Here is a 17,205-nt window from a genome sequence, read left to right on the forward strand (position 1 = left end):
TTTGCGGTGTCTGTGGTGGCCCCTTCGCGGGCAAGCCTCGCTCCTACAGGTTTTGTGTCGTTCCCATATTGGATGGCAAACCTGAACCCTGTAGGAGCGAGGCTTGCCCGCGAAGAGGCCGGCAAAGCTGCACAAATATTCAGGATTCACGATTGAGGTCAAAGATGTCCCACGCGCAAAAAATCGTTATCGCCGACGCCCCGTTGCGTTGGCAGGATGTGCTCGCCGTCGCCCGTCATGGCGCGCAGCTTGAGCTGTCTGCCGAGACCTGGGCGCGCATCGATAACGCGCAGGCAATCGTCCAGCAAATCGTCAGCAGCGGCGAGCGCGCGTATGGCGTCAACACCGGCCTCGGCGCCTTGTGCAATGTCTCACTCAAGGACCAGCAACTCAGCCAGCTCTCGCGCAACACCTTGCTCAGCCACGCCTGTGGCGTCGGTGCACCACTGGCCGACGAACAGACCCGGGCGATCATCTGCGCCGCGATTCGCAATTACAGCCACGGCAAATCCGGGATTCATCGGCGCGTTGTCGAAGCGCTGCTGGCGCTGCTCAATCGCGGCATCACCCCGCAAGTGCCGTCCCAAGGTTCGGTCGGTTACCTGACGCACATGGCGCACGTCAGCATTGCGCTGTTGGGTGTCGGCAACGTCAGCTATCGCGGGCAGATCGTCGCGGCGCAACACGCGTTGGCCGAAGAGGGGCTGGCGCCGGTTCAGCTCGGCGCCAAGGACGGTTTGTGCCTGGTCAACGGCACGCCGTGCATGACCGGCCTGAGCTGCCTGGCGTTGGCCGATGCAACCAATCTGCTGCAATGGGCCGACGTGATCGGGGCGATGAGTTTTGAAGCGCAGCGTGGCCAGATCGCCGCGTTCGATGCCGACATCATCGCGCTCAAAGCGCACCCGGGCATGCAGCAGGTCGGCAGCAATCTGCGCGCGCTGCTCGATGGCAGTGAAGTGATCGCGGCCAGCAAAGGCATTCGCACTCAGGATGCGTTGAGCATTCGTTCGATTCCGCAAGTCCACGGCGCCGCGCGCGATCAACTGCAACACGCGCAAAACCAGATCGAAACCGAGCTCAATTCGGTTACCGACAACCCGATGCTGCTCGGCACGCCGGAGAATTTCCGGGTGATGTCGCAGGCCAATCCGCACGGTCAATCGGTGGCGATGGCTGCCGATTTGCTGGCGATTGCAATGGCCGAAATCGGCTCGATTGCCGAGCGCCGTCTCGACCGTTTGATCAACCCGCACGTCAGCGGTTTGCCGGCGTTTCTGGTGGCCAATCCCGGGGTCAATTCCGGAATGATGATCGTCCAGTACGTCGCCGCTTCGCTGTGTGCGGAAAACCGCCAATTGGCGCAACCGGCGGTGCTCGATAACTACGTCACGTCGGGGTTGCAGGAAGACCACTTGAGCATGGGCACCAACGCGGCGCTGAAGCTGCATCGCGCGTTGGAAAACTGCACGCAAATCCTCGCCATCGAATATCTGCTGGCGGCGCAGGCGTTTGAATTTCTCAAGGAGCAACGCTTCGGCGCGGGCACCGATACCGCGTGGCGTCTGCTGCGCGAACGCGTTCCGGCTTACGACGAGGACCGTTGGCTGGCGCCGGATATCGCCGCTGCTGCGAGCGTATTGAAAGACCCGATTTTGCTACACAAGGCTTTACCCAATCTGAACTGAAATCCACAACACCAGCGTGCCAAGGCGCCAGCCCCCCCAAAAGGCGGGAAGCGACGGACAACGGACATTTCCGGAGCGTCTGGTTAGTTAACAAGAAGACTCTCAAAAGGAGAATAAAAGTGACTGCGCTAAATTTGATTCCCGGCCAACTGAGCCTTGCCCAACTGCGTGATATCTATCAGCAACCGGTCAAAATCACCCTCGACAGCAGCGCCTCGGCTCAGATTGAAGCCAGCGTGGCGTGCGTGGAACAAATCCTCGCCGAGAACCGCACCGCGTACGGCATCAACACCGGTTTTGGCCTGCTGGCCTCGACGCGCATTGCCAGCGAAGACCTGGAAAATCTGCAGCGCTCCTTGGTGCTGTCGCACGCCGCCGGTGTTGGCGAGCCGATCAGCGACGCGCTGGTGCGGTTGGTCATGGTGCTCAAGGTCAATAGCCTCAGCCGTGGTTATTCGGGCATTCGTCGAGTGGTGATTGACGCGCTGCTGGCGCTGATCAACGCCGAGGTGTATCCGCACATTCCGCTGAAAGGTTCGGTCGGTGCCTCGGGTGATCTGGCGCCGTTGGCGCACATGTCGCTGGTGCTGCTGGGCGAAGGCAAGGCGCGCTACAAAGGCGAGTGGCTGCAAGCCACCGAAGCGCTGAAAGTCGCCGGTCTGACGCCGCTGACCCTCGCTGCGAAAGAAGGCCTGGCGCTGCTCAACGGCACGCAGGTGTCGACCGCTTATGCGTTGCGCGGCTTGTTTGAAGGCGAGGATCTGTTTGCCGGTGCGATTGCGCTCGGCGCGCTGACCGTTGAAGCGGTATTGGGCTCGCGCTCGCCGTTCGATGCGCGCATTCACGCCGCACGCGGGCAGAAGGGCCAGATCGACGCTGCCGCCGCTTACCGGGATTTGTTGGGCGAGCGCAGTGAAGTCTCCGACTCGCACCAGAACTGCGACAAGGTTCAGGATCCGTACTCGCTGCGCTGCCAGCCGCAAGTCATGGGCGCCTGCCTGACCCAGTTCCGTCAGGCTGCCGAAGTGTTGGCCGTCGAAGCCAACGCAGTGTCCGATAACCCGCTGGTGTTTGCCGCTGAAGGCGATGTGATTTCCGGCGGCAACTTCCACGCCGAACCCGTGGCAATGGCCGCTGACAACATGGCGTTGGCAATTGCCGAAATCGGTTCGCTGAGCGAGCGTCGGATCTCGCTGATGATGGACAAACACATGTCGCAATTGCCGCCGTTTCTGGTGGCGAATGGCGGGGTGAATTCCGGTTTCATGATTGCCCAGGTCACGGCCGCCGCACTCGCGAGCGAGAACAAAGCGTTGTCGCATCCGCATTCGGTGGACAGCCTGCCGACCTCGGCGAACCAGGAAGACCACGTGTCGATGGCCCCGGCGGCCGGCAAGCGTTTGTGGGAAATGGCCGAAAACACCCGCGGCGTATTGGCGGTGGAATGGCTGGCGGCGTGTCAGGGCCTGGACCTGCGCGAGGGTTTGAAGACTTCGGAAAAACTCGAAAAGGCGCGGGCGATTTTGCGTAAAGAAGTGCCGTTTTACGAGAAGGACCGCTTCTTTGCGCCGGACATCAATGCGGCCACGGAACTGCTGGCGACGCGCTGCCTGAACGAGCTGGTGTCGGCGAAGTTTTTGCCGAGCCTGTAAGTACTTGAGGGGGATTTTCGGCGTGTTTGAAAACCACCCCTCACCCCAGCCCTCTCCCCATAGGGGAGAGGGGGAAAGGGAGCCGATCTCTATGCTTTTCAAAACTTGAATTCGACTTTCGATTTCAGGTCGCAGTAAGCCGAACAAACAACTCGGTCAGTCCCCTCGCCCCTTGGGGAGAGGGTTAGGGTGAGGGGTCAATCTCCATGACACCCCGTAAAAACCAACAAACAACGGAGACCCCGACAATGAAAACACTCTGGCAACACTGCCACGTCGCGACCATGGCGCACGGCGTCTACTCGATCATCGAGGACGCGGCCATGGTGACGTCCGGTGCGCACATTGAGTGGATCGGCCCGCGCGCTGAACTGCCGTCCGGCGAATACCCGGCGGTCAACGATTTGCACGGGGCCTGGGTCACGCCGGGCCTGATCGACTGCCACACCCACACGGTGTTCGGCGGTAACCGCAGCGGCGAATTCGAACAACGTCTGCAAGGCGTCAGCTACGCAGAAATCGCTGCGGCCGGTGGCGGCATTGCCAGCACCGTGCGCGCCACCCGCGCGGCGAGCGAAGACGAGTTGTTCGCCAGCGCCGCCAAACGTTTGAAAAGCCTGCTGCGCGACGGCGTAACCACGGTCGAAATGAAATCCGGCTACGGCCTCGACCTCGCCAGCGAACGCAAGATCCTGCGGGTGATCCGTCGCCTCGGCGCCGAATTGCCGGTCAGCGTGCGCAGCACCTGCCTGGCCGCCCACGCCTTGCCGCCGGAATACGCCGATAATGCCGACGCCTACATCGAACACATCTGCGCCGAAATGCTCCCGGCATTGGCCGCCGAAGGATTGGTCGACGCGGTAGATGCGTTCTGCGAATACCTGGCGTTCTCGCCGGCGCAAGTCGAGCGCGTGTTCATCACCGCGCAAGCGCTTGGTTTGCCGGTCAAACTGCACGCCGAACAGCTGTCGTCGCTACACGGTTCGAGCCTCGCCGCGCGGTATCACGCACTGTCCGCCGATCATCTGGAATTCATGGACGAAAGCGATGCGATCGCCATGGCCGAATCCGGCACCGTCGCGGTATTGCTGCCCGGCGCGTTCTACTTTCTGCGCGAAACCCAATTGCCGCCGATGGACGCGTTGCGCAAACACAAAGTCAAAATCGCCATCGCCAGCGACCTCAATCCCGGCACCTCGCCGGCGTTGTCGTTGCGCCTGATGTTGAACATGGCGTGCACCTGTTTCCGCATGACCCCGGAAGAAGCCCTGGCCGGCGCGACGATTCACGCCGCCACCGCACTGGGCATGGCCGACACGCACGGTTCGCTGGAAGTCGGCAAAGTCGCCGATTTTGTCGCGTGGCAAATCGATCGTCCCGCCGACCTTTGTTATTGGCTCGGCGGCGACCTGGAAAAACGCGTCGTGCGTCACGGCGTAGAAACAAATCTTCAGGAGAGCACTCGTGGATAAGGTTCTGCATTTCCAACAAGGTCGCGTGCCGCTGCTGATCAGCATGCCCCACGCCGGCCTGCGCCTGACCCCGGTGGTCGAGGCCGGATTGATCGCCGATGCGCGAAGCCTGCCGGACACCGATTGGCACATTCCGCAGCTTTACCAGTTCGCCACCGAGTTGGGCGCCAGCACCCTGGCCGCCGAATACTCACGGTTCGTCATCGACCTCAACCGGCCGTCCGACGACAAACCGATGTACGTCGGCGCCACCACGGGCCTGTTTCCGTCGATCCTGTTCGACGGGATTCCGCTGTTTCAAGAGGGCATGGCGCCGTCGGCGGCCGAGCGCGCGACTTATCTGGAACACATCTGGGCGCCATACCACCGCACGTTGCAGGACGAACTGGCGCGACTCAAAGCCGAGTTCGGCTATGCGCTGCTGTTCGACGCGCACTCGATCCGTTCGGTGATCCCGCATTTGTTCGACGGCAAACTGCCGGACTTCAACCTCGGCACCTTCAATGGTGCGAGTTGCGACCCGCAATTGGCTGCGCAAATGGAAGCGATCTGCGCCAAGTACAGCGATTACAGCCATGTGCTCAACGGGCGCTTCAAGGGCGGCCACATCACCCGGCATTACGGCAACCCGGCCGAGAACATCCACGCGGTGCAACTGGAACTGTGCCAATGCACCTACATGGAGGAATTCGAACCGTTCCGCTATCGCCCGGACCTGGCCGAGCCGACGCAAGTGGTGCTCAAGGAATTGCTCGAAGCGTTCGTGGCCTGGGGGCAGAAAAAATTCGCCGCATAACGGTGCCGGATCACGACCGTCGGCAGCACCTGCGGGGATGTCGGCGGGGCGCAATGGCGGTCGAGTTTATGGCTGACAAACTCTGAGGTTGCAAGGGCATGCTCATTGGCGTATTTCGGGTTTATGATGCCGGACGGCAGAATAATTGAAGTCCCCAGCAGGGATGACCTCGACCCCTTACGGAGCGTGCAATGCAGACTTTGTACCCGCAGATCAAACCCTACGCCCGGCACGATCTGGCCGTCGATAAAACCCACACGCTGTACGTCGACGAAAGCGGTACGCCGGAAGGTTTGCCCGTCGTGTTCATCCACGGCGGCCCCGGCGCCGGGTGTGATGCGCAGAGCCGGCGGTTTTTCGATCCGAATCTGTATCGCATTGTCACCTTCGACCAGCGCGGCTGCGGCCGCTCCACGCCGCACGCCAGCCTGGAAAACAACACCACCTGGGATCTGGTCGAAGACCTCGAGCGCATTCGCAAACACCTGAAGATCGAAAAATGGGTGCTGTTCGGCGGTTCCTGGGGGTCGACCTTGGCGCTGGCCTACGCGCAGACTCACCCGGAGCGCGTGCATGGCTTGATCCTGCGTGGGATCTTTCTCTGCCGGCCGCAGGAAATCGAGTGGTTCTACCAGGCTGGCGCCAGCCGTCTGTTCCCCGATTACTGGCAGGACTACATCGCGCCGATCCCGCTGGACGAGCGCGACGACTTGCTCACGGCTTTCCACAAACGCCTGATCGGCAATGACCAGATCGCGCAGATGCACGCGGCCAAAGCCTGGTCGACGTGGGAAGGGCGGACCGCGACCCTGCGCCCGAATCCGCTGGTGGTCGATCGCTTCTCCGAGCCGCAACGCGCCTTGTCGATCGCGCGCATCGAATGCCACTACTTCACCAACAAAGCCTTCCTTGAACCGAACCAGTTGATCCGCGACATGGGCAAGATTGCGCATCTGCCAGGCGTCATCGTGCATGGCCGTTACGACGTGATCTGCCCGTTGGATAACGCCTGGGAATTGCACCAGAACTGGCCGAACAGCGAACTGCAGGTGATCCGCGATGCTGGCCACGCCGCCTCGGAACCGGGTATCACCGATGCCTTGGTGCGTGCCGCTGGTCAGATGGCCCGGCGTTTGCTCGACTTGCCGCCAGAAGAAGCATGAAGGGTCTGCTGCAACGGGTGCGCGGCGCGCGCGTCGAGGTAGCGGGGGAGGTGGTGGGCGCGGTCGATCAGGGTTTGCTGGTGCTGGTCGCCGTCGAGCCCGGCGACACTCGGGCCAGCGCCGACAAACTTCTGCATAAGCTGCTTAACTATCGGGTGTTCAGTGACGCTGACGGCAAGATGAATCTGTCCCTGAAGGATGTCGACGGTGGCCTGCTGCTGGTCTCGCAGTTCACCTTGGCGGCTGACACCAAGAGCGGCTTGCGCCCGAGTTTTTCGACGGCGGCGACTCCGGCCCTCGGTGAAGAACTTTTCGACTATCTATTAGGCAAAGCGAAAGTCATGCATGGCACTGTGGCATCAGGTAGATTCGGCGCGGATATGCAGGTGCATCTGGTCAATGATGGCCCGGTGACCTTCCTGTTACAGTCCTGAAAGGCCCTGAAACATGTTTTTACGGGCATTTCGACTGAAAACAGGGGTTTTTCGCGATAAATACTTTGTTACCCCTGATGCGTTGTAACGCGGCCTACTAGATAATCGCGCGCTACGGGGATCAGCGTTCGTTGGCCCATTTGACTTAGGTAGAGCCTTGCCCGGAACCTGTTGGGGAATCATTTTGCCCCACGGGAGTCGGAACATTGCTCGCCAACCTGGCATATAGATAGCTGGCCGTTGGTTTTTTGATCTGTTTTCGGCGAGGGTTGCTCGTGATTGTTAGTCCCTGTAATGCACCAAAATTGTCTGCCAAACGGTTCCGAAGCGCTCTGGTAGCGGGCTCTGCACTGCTCTGCCTATTCAGCGCCGGTCAGCTTTGGGCATTCAATCTGGATGATGTGTCGGTCAAGGCGAAAGAGCTGGCCGGGCAGAAATACGAAGCCCCGCGCAGTAACCTGCCGAACGAATTCCGCGAAATGAAATTCGCGGACTATCAGAAAATTCGTTTCCGCACTGAAAAAGCCGAGTGGGCCGATCAGAAGACTCCGTTCAAACTTTCGTTCTATCACCAGGGCATGCACTTCGATACCCCGGTGAAAATCAACGAAATCACCGCCAGCACCGTTCAGGAAATCAAATACGACCCAAGTCGTTTCGATTTCGGCGACGTGCAGTTCGATCCTAAAGCCACCGATCAACTGGGTTATGCCGGTTTCCGTGTGCTGTACCCGATCAACAAGGCTGACAAACAAGACGAAATCATGACCATGCTCGGCGCGAGTTACTTCCGCGTTGTCGGCAAGGGTCACACCTATGGCTTGTCCGCTCGCGGCATGGCCATCGACACCGCATTGCCGTCCGGCGAAGAATTCCCGCGTTTCACCGAATTCTGGATTCAACAGCCAAAACCGGGTGACAAGCACCTGGTGATCTTTGCGTTGCTCGATTCCCCGCGTGCTACCGGTGCTTATCGCCTGACCCTGCGTCCAGGCAGCGACACCGTGGTCGACGTCAAAGCGCAGATGTTCCTGCGTGACAAAGTCACCAAGCTCGGCGTTGCGCCGCTGACCAGCATGTTCCTGTTCGGCGCCAACCAGCCGTCGAAAGTGCTCAACTACCGTCGCGAACTGCACGACTCCAGCGGTCTGTCGATCCATGCCGGCAACGGCGAGTGGATCTGGCGCCCACTGAACAACCCGAAACACCTGTCGGTAAGCAACTTCGGCATCGAGAACCCGCGCGGTTTCGGTCTGCTGCAACGTGGTCGTGACTTCAGCCATTACGAAGACCTCGACGACCGCTACGACAAGCGTCCAAGTGCCTGGATCGAGCCAAAAGGCGATTGGGGCAAGGGTTCGGTCGATCTGGTGGAAATCCCGACCGCCGACGAAACCAACGACAACATCGTGGCTTTCTGGAGCCCGGAAAAACTGCCTGAGCCAGGCCAGCCGCTGGATGTCGCCTATCGCATGCACTGGACCATCGACGAAGCTGCCCTGCACGCCCCGGACAGCGCCTGGGTCAAACAGACCCTGCGTTCTACCGGCGACGTCAAGCAGTCCAACCTGATTCGTCAGCCCGATGGCAGCGTTGCCTACCTGGTCGACTTCGAAGGTCCGTCGCTGGCCGCATTGCCGGAAACCGCTGATGTGCGCAGCCAGGTCAGTGTTGGCGACAACGCCGAACTGGTCGAAAACAGCGTGCGTTACAACCCGGACACCAAAGGCTGGCGCCTGACCCTGCGCATGAAGATCAAAGACCCAAGCAAGGCCACCGAAATGCGTGCCGCGCTGGTCGAGAACATCGTGCCTGAAGACCTCGCCAAGACCTCGCTCCCAGCCTCCAATTCCTCCGTGGCCAAGGCCGACAAAGTCGCCGCCAAGCAGCAGGAGAAAGCGGACAAGGAAGCCAAGGACGCCAAGCAGGTTGACGCCAAACAGGCTGAAGCCAAGCCGGTTGCCGATGCCAAGGATCAGAACCAGGACAAGGACAACAAAGACGCCAAGCAGCCTGCTGCTGCGGACGCGGCCCCAGCCACACCGGAATCGACAGCGACTGAACAAGTCCTGACCGAGACCTGGAGCTACCAGTTGCCTGCCGATGAGTAATTCTCAAGTACAGCCAGAGACTCTTTCCGAGTATCTGGCGCATTTACCGATGACCGACCAGCAGCGCGCGGAACTCGCGGGCTGCCAGTCCTTCAGCGAACTGCACCAGCGTCTGTCGTCCTCGACGTTCGACGCACCTGCCGAGGCCGCTCAGGCCTCGGTGGGCAAACGCCTGCTGTTGAACAGCGCGGAAGAACTGGAAGAAGCGGAGATGCTCGCCGTTGATGCCAGTGGCCGCGTTGTGCTCAAGGCGACTCCGCCGATCCGTCGGACCAAAGTCGTTCCGGAACCGTGGCGCACCAACATCCTGGTGCGCGGCTGGCGCCGGATGACCGGTCGCACCAACCCTCCGGCACCGAAAAAAGACGAGAACGTGTTGCCGGCTGCGCGCTGGCGCACCGTCGGTTCGATCCGTCGTTACATTTTGCTGGTGTTGATGCTCGGCCAGACCATCGTTGCCGGCTGGTACATGAAAGGCATCATGCCGTACCAGGGCTGGTCGTTCGTCGACCTCAACGAAGTCCTGCACCAACCGGTCCTGCAGACCATCACGCAAGTGCTGCCGTATGCGCTGCAAACCAGCATCCTGATTCTGTTCGGGATTCTGTTTTGCTGGGTCTCCGCCGGTTTCTGGACTGCACTGATGGGCTTCCTCGAGTTGCTCACCGGTCACGATAAATACCGCATCTCCGGCAAAAGCGCCGGCAACGAGCCGATTGCCAAGGACGCACGCACCGCACTGGTGATGCCGATCTGCAACGAAGACGTGCCGCGGGTATTCGCCGGTTTGCGCGCGACGTTCGAGTCGGTGGCGGCCACGGGTGACCTCGACCGTTTCGACTTCTTCGTCCTCAGCGACAGTAACGAAACCGATATCTGCGTTGCCGAGCAGCAAGCCTGGCTGGACGTCTGCCGCGAAGCCAAGGGCTTCGGCAAGATCTTCTATCGTCGCCGTCGCCGTCGCGTAAAACGCAAAAGCGGCAACCTCGACGACTTCTGCCGTCGCTGGGGCGGTGACTACAAGTACATGGTCGTGCTCGACGCGGACTCCGTGATGAGCGGCGAATGCCTGACCAGTCTGGTGCGCTTGATGGAAGCCACGCCGGACGCCGGGATCATCCAGACCGCGCCTCGTGCGTCGGGCATGGACACCCTTTATGCGCGGATGCAGCAATTTGCCACCCGCGTGTACGGTCCGCTGTTCACCGCTGGCCTGCACTTCTGGCAGCTGGGCGAATCGCACTATTGGGGCCACAACGCAATCATCCGCATGAAGCCGTTTATCGAGCACTGCGCCCTCGCGCCGTTGCCGGGTAAAGGTGCTTTTGCCGGGGCGATTCTGTCCCACGACTTCGTCGAAGCTGCGCTGATGCGTCGGGCCGGTTGGGGTGTGTGGATTGCCTACGATTTGCCGGGCAGCTACGAAGAACTGCCGCCGAACCTGCTCGACGAACTCAAGCGTGACCGTCGCTGGTGCCACGGCAACCTGATGAACTTCCGGCTGTTCCTGGTTAAAGGCATGCACCCGGTGCACCGTGCGGTGTTCCTCACCGGCGTGATGTCTTACCTGTCGGCGCCGTTGTGGTTCTTCTTCCTGGTGCTGTCCACCGCGCTGTTGGCGGTGAACACGCTGATGGAACCGCAATACTTCATGGAGCCGCGACAGCTGTATCCGTTGTGGCCGCAATGGCATCCGGACAAAGCCGTCGCGCTGTTCTCGACGACTGTCGTGCTGTTGTTCCTGCCGAAGTTGCTGAGCATCATCCTGATCTGGGCCAAAGGCGCGAAAGAATTCGGCGGCAAGTTCAAAGTGACGTCGTCGATGTTGCTGGAAATGCTCTTCTCGATGTTGCTGGCGCCGGTGCGGATGATCTTCCACACCCGTTTCGTCCTCGCCGCTTTCCTCGGTTGGGCCGCGACCTGGAACTCGCCGCAGCGTGACGACGACTCGACGCCATGGAGCGAAGCGGTCAAGCGCCACGGGCCGCAAACGTTGCTGGGTTTCTTCTGGGCGCTGCTGGTGATCTGGCTGAACCCGAGCTTCCTCTGGTGGCTGGTGCCGATCGTCGGTTCGCTGATGCTGTCGATCCCGGTGTCGGTGATTTCCAGCCGTGTCGGTTTGGGCCTGAAGTCGCGCGACGCGAAGTTGTTCCTGATTCCTGAGGAATACAATCCGCCGCAGGCTCTCGTTGCGACCGATCAGTACACCCACGAAAACCGTTATCACGCGTTGAACGACGGTTTCGTTCGGGCCGTGGTCGATCCGCAGCAGAACGCCTTGGCGTGCTCGCTGGCGACTTCGCGTCACGGTCAGGCCGAGCCGATCGAGTGGTTGCGCGTCGAACGTGTCCGTCATGCGTTGAAAGTCGGCCCTGCCGGGCTGGACAACCATGATCGTCTGCAACTGCTGAGCGACCCGGTGGCTTTGGGTCGTCTGCATGAGCAGGTGTGGAGCGAAGGTCATGCCGAGTGGTTGGAGGCCTGGCGCCAATCGGTGAAAGCCGATCCGCATGCGCCGCTGCTGCCGCTCAAACCGCTGAGCGCACAGCCTCAGTTGGCGTAATGAAAAACCCCGTGAAAGCGGGGGTTGTTTGTTTGTGGGGTGGCTGGGATTTGGATTGGCCTTTTGAACCACCCCTCTCCCTAACCCTCTCCCCAGAGGGGCGAGGGGACTGACCGAGGTGTCTTGCGTCATACATCGACCTGAAAGTTCTGAGTCGAACTCGAGTCCTGAAAAGCCCCGATTTGCTCCCTTGCCCCCCTCTCCCCAGAGGAGTGAGGGGACTGACCGAGTTGACTATCCGAGTTACATCGACCTGAAAGTCCCGAGTCGAACTCAGGTCCCGAAAAGCCCCCGATCTGCTCCCTTTCCCCCTCTCCCCTCTGGGGAGAGGGCTGGGGTGAGGGGTGGCCCTTGAATGTTTAAAAAACCAACAACCACCCACCTCCCTCCGCAGTGTATTTCCTGCCCCTTAGCCAACAAATCCCAACCAAACACTTGTGCAAACACCCCAGTGCGTTAGCATCCGTCCCCGAATTGGTGCGCCCGGACAGATTTCTGTCCGTATCGAGCGGTTTCCCAGTGGAATCCGCCGATTGCGCGCCTCACAACGCAATGGTTTTGGGGACTTGATGATGAAGAAGTATCTCTCGATGCTGCTGGTCGGCGTCACGGCATTGGTTGCAGTCAACGCGGCGCAGGCCGGTGCCATTGATGACGCGGTCAAGCGCGGCACGCTGAAAGTCGGCATGGACCCGACCTACATGCCGTTCGAAATGACCAACAAGCGCGGCGAGATCATCGGTTTCGAAGTCGACATCCTCAAAGCCATGAGCAAAGCCATGGGCGTGAAACTGGAGCTGGTCTCCACCGCCTACGACGGCATCATCCCGGCGCTGATGACCGACAAGTTCGACATGATCGGCAGCGGCATGACCCTGACCCAGGAACGCAACCTGCGCCTGAACTTCAGCGAACCGTTCATCGTTGTCGGCCAGACCTTGCTGATCCGCAAGGAGCTGGAAGGCACCATCAAGACCTACAAAGACCTCAACACCGACCAGTACCGCATCACTTCCAAGCTCGGCACTACCGGCGAAATGGTCGCGAAAAAGCTGATTTCCAAAGCCAAGTACCACGGCTACGACAACGAGCAGGAAGCCGTGCTCGACGTGGTCAACGGCAAGGCCGATGCGTTCATCTACGACGCGCCGTACAACGTCGTCGCAGTCAACAAGGTCGGCGCCGGCAAACTGGTGTTCCTCGACAAGCCGTTCACCTACGAGCCATTGGCCTTCGGCCTGAAGAAGGGCGATTACGACAGCCTCAACTTCATCAACAACTTCCTGCACCAGATCCACGAAGACGGCACCTACGATCGCATCCATGACAAGTGGTTCAAAGACACCGCTTGGCTCAAGGACATGGAATAGCCTTACCGCTGATCGTTCCCATGCAGAGCGCGGGAACGAGCGAATCTGAGAGTCCTGCAAATGAAACAGAAAAAAGCCCAATGGCCCTGGCACGTCCTGACAGTGCTGGTGCTGATCGGCCTGGCCGGCGCGCTGTATTACGCCACCTCGCTGATGTCCTACGAATGGCGCTGGAACCGCGTGCCGCAATACTTCGCCTATCACGCCGAAGAATCCCAGCGCGCCGCCGACATCTCGACCGTCAGCGAACTGGTGCGCAAGGGCGACAAGGCCGACGTCACGCTACGCAACGACGCTGGCGACGAGCAACACCTGACGGTCGACGAAAACAGCCTGCAAGTGGCGCAGGGCGATGACGTGGCGGAGGGCGACGTCGTCGGCGTGACCCGGCATTGGGCCGCCGGTCCGCTGTTGTGGGGTTTGTGGACGACGTTGTGGTTGTCGGTGGTCTCGGGCGTGCTTGGTTTGCTGATCGGCCTGGTCACCGGCCTCTGCCGCCTATCCAGTAACCCGACCCGGCGTGATCTCTCGACCATTTATGTCGAACTGGTGCGCGGCACGCCGCTGCTGGTGCAGATCTTCATTTTCTACTTCTTCATCGGCACCGTGATGAACCTGTCCCGCGAGTTCGCCGGGATCGCCGCGCTGTCGCTGTTCACCGGTGCTTACGTCGCCGAGATTATTCGTTCAGGCGTGCAGTCGATCGCTCGTGGGCAGAATGAAGCGGCGCGCTCGCTGGGCCTGAGCGCCGGCCAGTCGATGCGTCACGTGGTGTTGCCGCAAGCGCTGAAACGCGTGCTGCCGCCGCTGGCCGGGCAGTTCATCAGTCTGGTCAAAGACACGTCGCTGGTGTCGGTGATCGCGATTACCGAGCTCTTGAAAAGCGGTCGGGAAGTCATCACCACCTCGTTCTCGCCGTTCGAAATCCTGTTCTGCGTGGCCGGGTTGTACCTGTTGATCAACCTGCCGCTGTCGAAAATCGCCAGCCGGCTTGAGCGGAGGCTCGCGCAAAGTGATTGAAGTCCGCGATCTGGTAAAAGTCTTCGACACCCGTGGCCAAGTGGTGCGCGCGGTGGATAACGTGTCGACGCACGTGGCCAGGGGCGAAGTGTTGGTGGTGATCGGCCCGTCCGGTTCCGGCAAATCGACGTTCCTGCGCTGCCTGAATGGCCTGGAAGAATTTGATTCGGGCTCGGTGAGCATCGACGGTCTGCAACTGGCCGACCCGAAAACCGACGTCAACGCCTACCGCCGGGAAGTCGGCATGGTCTTCCAGCATTTCAATCTGTTCCCGCACATGACCGTGCTGGAAAACCTCTGCCTCGCGCAGAAAGTCGTGCGCAAGCGCGGTAAAAAGGAGCGCGAGGCCAAAGCCTTGGCATTGCTGGAAAAGGTCGGCATCGCGCAGAAGGCCAATGAGTTTCCATCGCGCCTGTCCGGCGGCCAGCAGCAACGCGTGGCGATTGCCCGGGCGTTGGCGATGGAGCCGAAGGTCATGCTGTTTGATGAGCCGACGTCGGCGCTGGATCCGGAAATGGTCGGCGAAGTGCTGGACGTGATGAAAACCCTGGCCGTGGAAGGCATGACCATGGTTTGCGTGACGCATGAAATGGGTTTCGCGCGGGAAGTGGCGGATCGGGTGTTGTTTTTCGATCACGGCAAACTGCTCGAAGATGCCGCGCCGGCGGAGTTCTTCGATGCGCCGAAAGACCCGCGGGCACAGGCGTTTTTGCGTCAGGTTTTGTAGCTTCGGCTTCTGTTCTGACGCCTTCGCGGGCAAGCCTCGCTCCTACAGTTTTGAGGTGTTACGCAATTACGCGGTACACACAACCCTGTAGGAGCGAGGCTTGCCCGCGAACGGCGCGACGCGGTTTCAAACCTTGAACTTGCCCACCAGCATCTGCAGATGCGTGCCCAATCGTGCCAGCTCAACGCTCGACGCCGCGGTTTCTTCGCTCGCCGCCGAGGTCTGCTCGGACACGTCGCGCACATTCAGCACGCTGCGGTTGATCTCTTCGGCCACGGCGCTCTGCTGCTCGGCCGCTGCAGCGATCTGCTGATTCATCGACTGAATCGCCGACACCGTGCGCGTGATGCTTTCCAGCGAACCACCGGCGCGGCGGGTCAGTTCGACGCTGCTGTCGGTCAGGCTGCGGCTGTTGTCCATGATGGTTGCGACTTGCTGGGTGCCGGTTTGCAGGCCGACGATCAACTCTTCGATTTCCTCGGTGGACTTCTGCGTGCGCTGAGCCAGGCTGCGCACCTCGTCGGCGACCACGGCAAAACCGCGTCCAGCCTCACCGGCACGCGCGGCCTCAATGGCGGCGTTGAGTGCCAGCAAGTTGGTTTGCTGCGCGACAGACTTGATCACGTCGAGCACGCTGCCGATCTTGTCGCTCTCGCGCTTCAGATCGCCCATGGCGGCCGTGGAGTTGCCGACTTCGATGGCCAGGCGCTCAATCTGCGCGATGGCTTCGCCGACCACTTTGTCACCTTCACGGGCCTGTTGATCGGCAGCGACTGCCGCTTCCGAAGCTTCCTCGGCGTTGCGCGCGACTTCCTGCACAGTGGCGGTCATCTCGTGCATCGCGGTGGCGACTTGATCGGTTTCGATTTTCTGATTATTGACCCCGGCGCTTGTCTGCTCGGTCACCGCTGACAATTCTTCGGCAGCGCTGGCGATTTGCGTAACGCCATCGCTGATGCCGCCGATCAATTCGCGCAGGCCCAACGTCATGCTTTGCATGGCGCGCTGCAATTGACCGAGTTCGTCTTCACGCTTGGAAATCAGGTTGTGCGTCAGGTCGCCAGCGGCAACGCGCTCGGCAACTTTCAAGGTTTCGCTCAGCGGAATCACGATCTGCCGGGTGATCGCCCACGCCGCCAGCAGCCCGACGACCAGCGCCAGAATCGACGCCATCAGCAAATGGATTTTCGCCTGCGCCGCATCGGTGTCACGCACCACCGTTTGCGAAACGGTGAGTTTTTGACTGAGGTCGAGCAATACATCGCCTTGCGCGACCATGCGTTTGAGGGCGGCAGCATTGGCTACTTGCGAGTCGCGGAACTGGCTGACTGCAGCGCGATAAGCCTTCAGCGATTCGGCGGCCTGTTGCAGGTTGGCGTTGTGCTGTTCGTTCAGTTGCTCTGGCAACTGGGTTGGCAGGCTGGCAATGTTTTTCAGTGCGTTGTCGATGGCGTCCAGCGCCGGTTGCTCGGCTTCAGTCTTGGCGCTGTAGGTGTAACCGCGCACCTGGAAGCGGGCTTGCTGGATCAATTTGCTCAGATCGACCACCGCGTTGAATTGCGCGACGTTTTCGCCCTGGAGCAGGGATTTCTCGACTTCAGCAACTTTCGCCACGGCATTGTCGGCCGTGGCGCCGAGCTTGCTGCGCGCGTCTTCGCGGGTGGCGGCGGCCTGGGTCATGGCGCTGAACGCTTGTTTGTACTCGCTGACGGCGGCCAGTTGCTGGTCGATCATCGCCACGTCGGCCGGTTGTTCGATCAGCTTGCGCGCGGTTTGCAGGCCGGCGTCGAGGCGCCCGAGCATCTCGTTGACCGCGCCCGGGCCTTGTTCGCCACGACGCGTTTCGTATTCCTGGCGGGCGAGGCGCAAATCTTTGGTCATATCGTTGAGGCTGGCGATGAACCCCAGTTTGTCGCCACGACTCATCACACCCGTCAGCCCGGTCCAGCCGGTGAAGGCGATCAACAAAGTCAGGAGCAGGACGAGACCGAAGCCGACACCCAGTTTGCGTTTAACGCTTACGTTTCCAAGCTTCTCGGCTAGCCAACGGTACATGCTGCTACTCCCCCACGAACTGCGTTTTGGTTTTATGAGGAATGTATCGGCTAGTGGCCGGGAATCTGAAGATCGACGCGCCATTGAATACATGATCTGTGGGAGCAAAGCTTGCTCGCGATAGCGGACTATCAGGCAACACATCTGTTGCCTG

12 protein-coding genes and 1 pseudogene are annotated in these 17,205 nt (G+C 60.5%); 11 read left to right on the forward strand and 2 right to left on the reverse strand.

Translation table 11 applies throughout. The features are described 5' to 3' along the window. Nucleotides 1-164 precede the first annotated feature (164 nt). The 11 genes from hutH (FBY12_RS19400) to FBY12_RS19450 all read left to right on the forward strand — a co-directional run bounded on the left by hutH (FBY12_RS19400) (nucleotide 165) and on the right by FBY12_RS19450 (nucleotide 14,996). A complete protein-coding gene (gene hutH / locus FBY12_RS19400; protein WP_145255044.1) occupies nucleotides 165-1,688 on the forward strand; it encodes a histidine ammonia-lyase in 1,524 nt (507 codons plus the stop codon). Nucleotides 1,689-1,807: 119 nt separating this feature from the next. After that, nucleotides 1,808-3,340 carry a histidine ammonia-lyase gene (gene hutH / locus FBY12_RS19405; protein ID WP_145255047.1) on the forward strand — a complete coding sequence of 511 codons (1,533 nt, stop codon included), beginning with the start codon at nucleotides 1,808-1,810 and terminating at the stop codon, nucleotides 3,338-3,340. A gap of 248 nt (nucleotides 3,341-3,588) precedes the next feature. Further along, entirely contained in the window at nucleotides 3,589-4,812 is a 1,224-nt protein-coding gene (gene hutI, locus FBY12_RS19410) for an imidazolonepropionase (protein ID WP_145255050.1), read from the forward strand. Then, nucleotides 4,805-5,608 (forward strand): N-formylglutamate deformylase, encoded by an 804-nt coding sequence (hutG, locus tag FBY12_RS19415; protein WP_145255053.1) that lies wholly within the window; start codon nucleotides 4,805-4,807, stop codon nucleotides 5,606-5,608. The genes hutI and hutG overlap by 8 nt, the downstream gene beginning before the upstream one ends. A gap of 191 nt (nucleotides 5,609-5,799) precedes the next feature. Next, nucleotides 5,800-6,771 (forward strand): prolyl aminopeptidase, encoded by a 972-nt coding sequence (pip, locus tag FBY12_RS19420; protein ID WP_121731607.1) that lies wholly within the window; start codon nucleotides 5,800-5,802, stop codon nucleotides 6,769-6,771. Then, on the forward strand, nucleotides 6,768-7,205 hold the full coding sequence (gene dtd / locus FBY12_RS19425; protein WP_092274581.1) for a D-aminoacyl-tRNA deacylase: 438 nt from the start codon (nucleotides 6,768-6,770) through the stop codon (nucleotides 7,203-7,205). Before pip ends, dtd begins: the two co-directional genes overlap by 4 nt. A 275-nt stretch (nucleotides 7,206-7,480) precedes the next feature. Further along, nucleotides 7,481-9,316, forward strand: coding sequence for a glucan biosynthesis protein (locus tag FBY12_RS19430; RefSeq protein WP_145255056.1), 1,836 nt, complete (start codon nucleotides 7,481-7,483; stop codon nucleotides 9,314-9,316). Continuing rightward, nucleotides 9,309-11,879 carry a glucans biosynthesis glucosyltransferase MdoH gene (gene mdoH / locus FBY12_RS19435; protein WP_121731605.1) on the forward strand — a complete coding sequence of 857 codons (2,571 nt, stop codon included), beginning with the start codon at nucleotides 9,309-9,311 and terminating at the stop codon, nucleotides 11,877-11,879. The genes FBY12_RS19430 and mdoH overlap by 8 nt, the downstream gene beginning before the upstream one ends. Before the next feature lie 572 nt (nucleotides 11,880-12,451). Further along, entirely contained in the window at nucleotides 12,452-13,249 is a 798-nt protein-coding gene (locus FBY12_RS19440; RefSeq protein ID WP_092281566.1) for a transporter substrate-binding domain-containing protein, read from the forward strand. Nucleotides 13,250-13,309: 60 nt separating this feature from the next. Then, entirely contained in the window at nucleotides 13,310-14,269 is a 960-nt protein-coding gene (locus FBY12_RS19445; protein ID WP_145255059.1) for an amino acid ABC transporter permease, read from the forward strand. Next, on the forward strand, nucleotides 14,262-14,996 hold the full coding sequence (locus tag FBY12_RS19450) for an amino acid ABC transporter ATP-binding protein (RefSeq protein WP_101208534.1): 735 nt from the start codon (nucleotides 14,262-14,264) through the stop codon (nucleotides 14,994-14,996). Before FBY12_RS19445 ends, FBY12_RS19450 begins: the two co-directional genes overlap by 8 nt. 126 nt (nucleotides 14,997-15,122) lie before the next feature. Here FBY12_RS19450 and FBY12_RS28180 read toward each other — a convergent pair whose 3' ends face one another. Both FBY12_RS28180 and FBY12_RS28185 read right to left on the reverse strand, forming a co-directional pair. Beyond that, nucleotides 15,123-15,995 carry a methyl-accepting chemotaxis protein gene (locus FBY12_RS28180; RefSeq protein ID WP_371927501.1) on the reverse strand — a complete coding sequence of 291 codons (873 nt, stop codon included), beginning with the start codon at nucleotides 15,993-15,995 and terminating at the stop codon, nucleotides 15,123-15,125. Then, nucleotides 15,981-17,195, reverse strand: a pseudogene (locus FBY12_RS28185) (methyl-accepting chemotaxis protein); the annotation flags it as partial. The gene FBY12_RS28180 and the pseudogene FBY12_RS28185, both read right to left, overlap by 15 nt. Nucleotides 17,196-17,205 lie beyond the last annotated feature (10 nt).

The sequence above is a fragment of the Pseudomonas sp. SJZ131 genome, from assembly GCF_007828705.1.
GTDB classification, from domain to species: Bacteria; Pseudomonadota; Gammaproteobacteria; order Pseudomonadales; family Pseudomonadaceae; genus Aquipseudomonas; species Aquipseudomonas prosekii.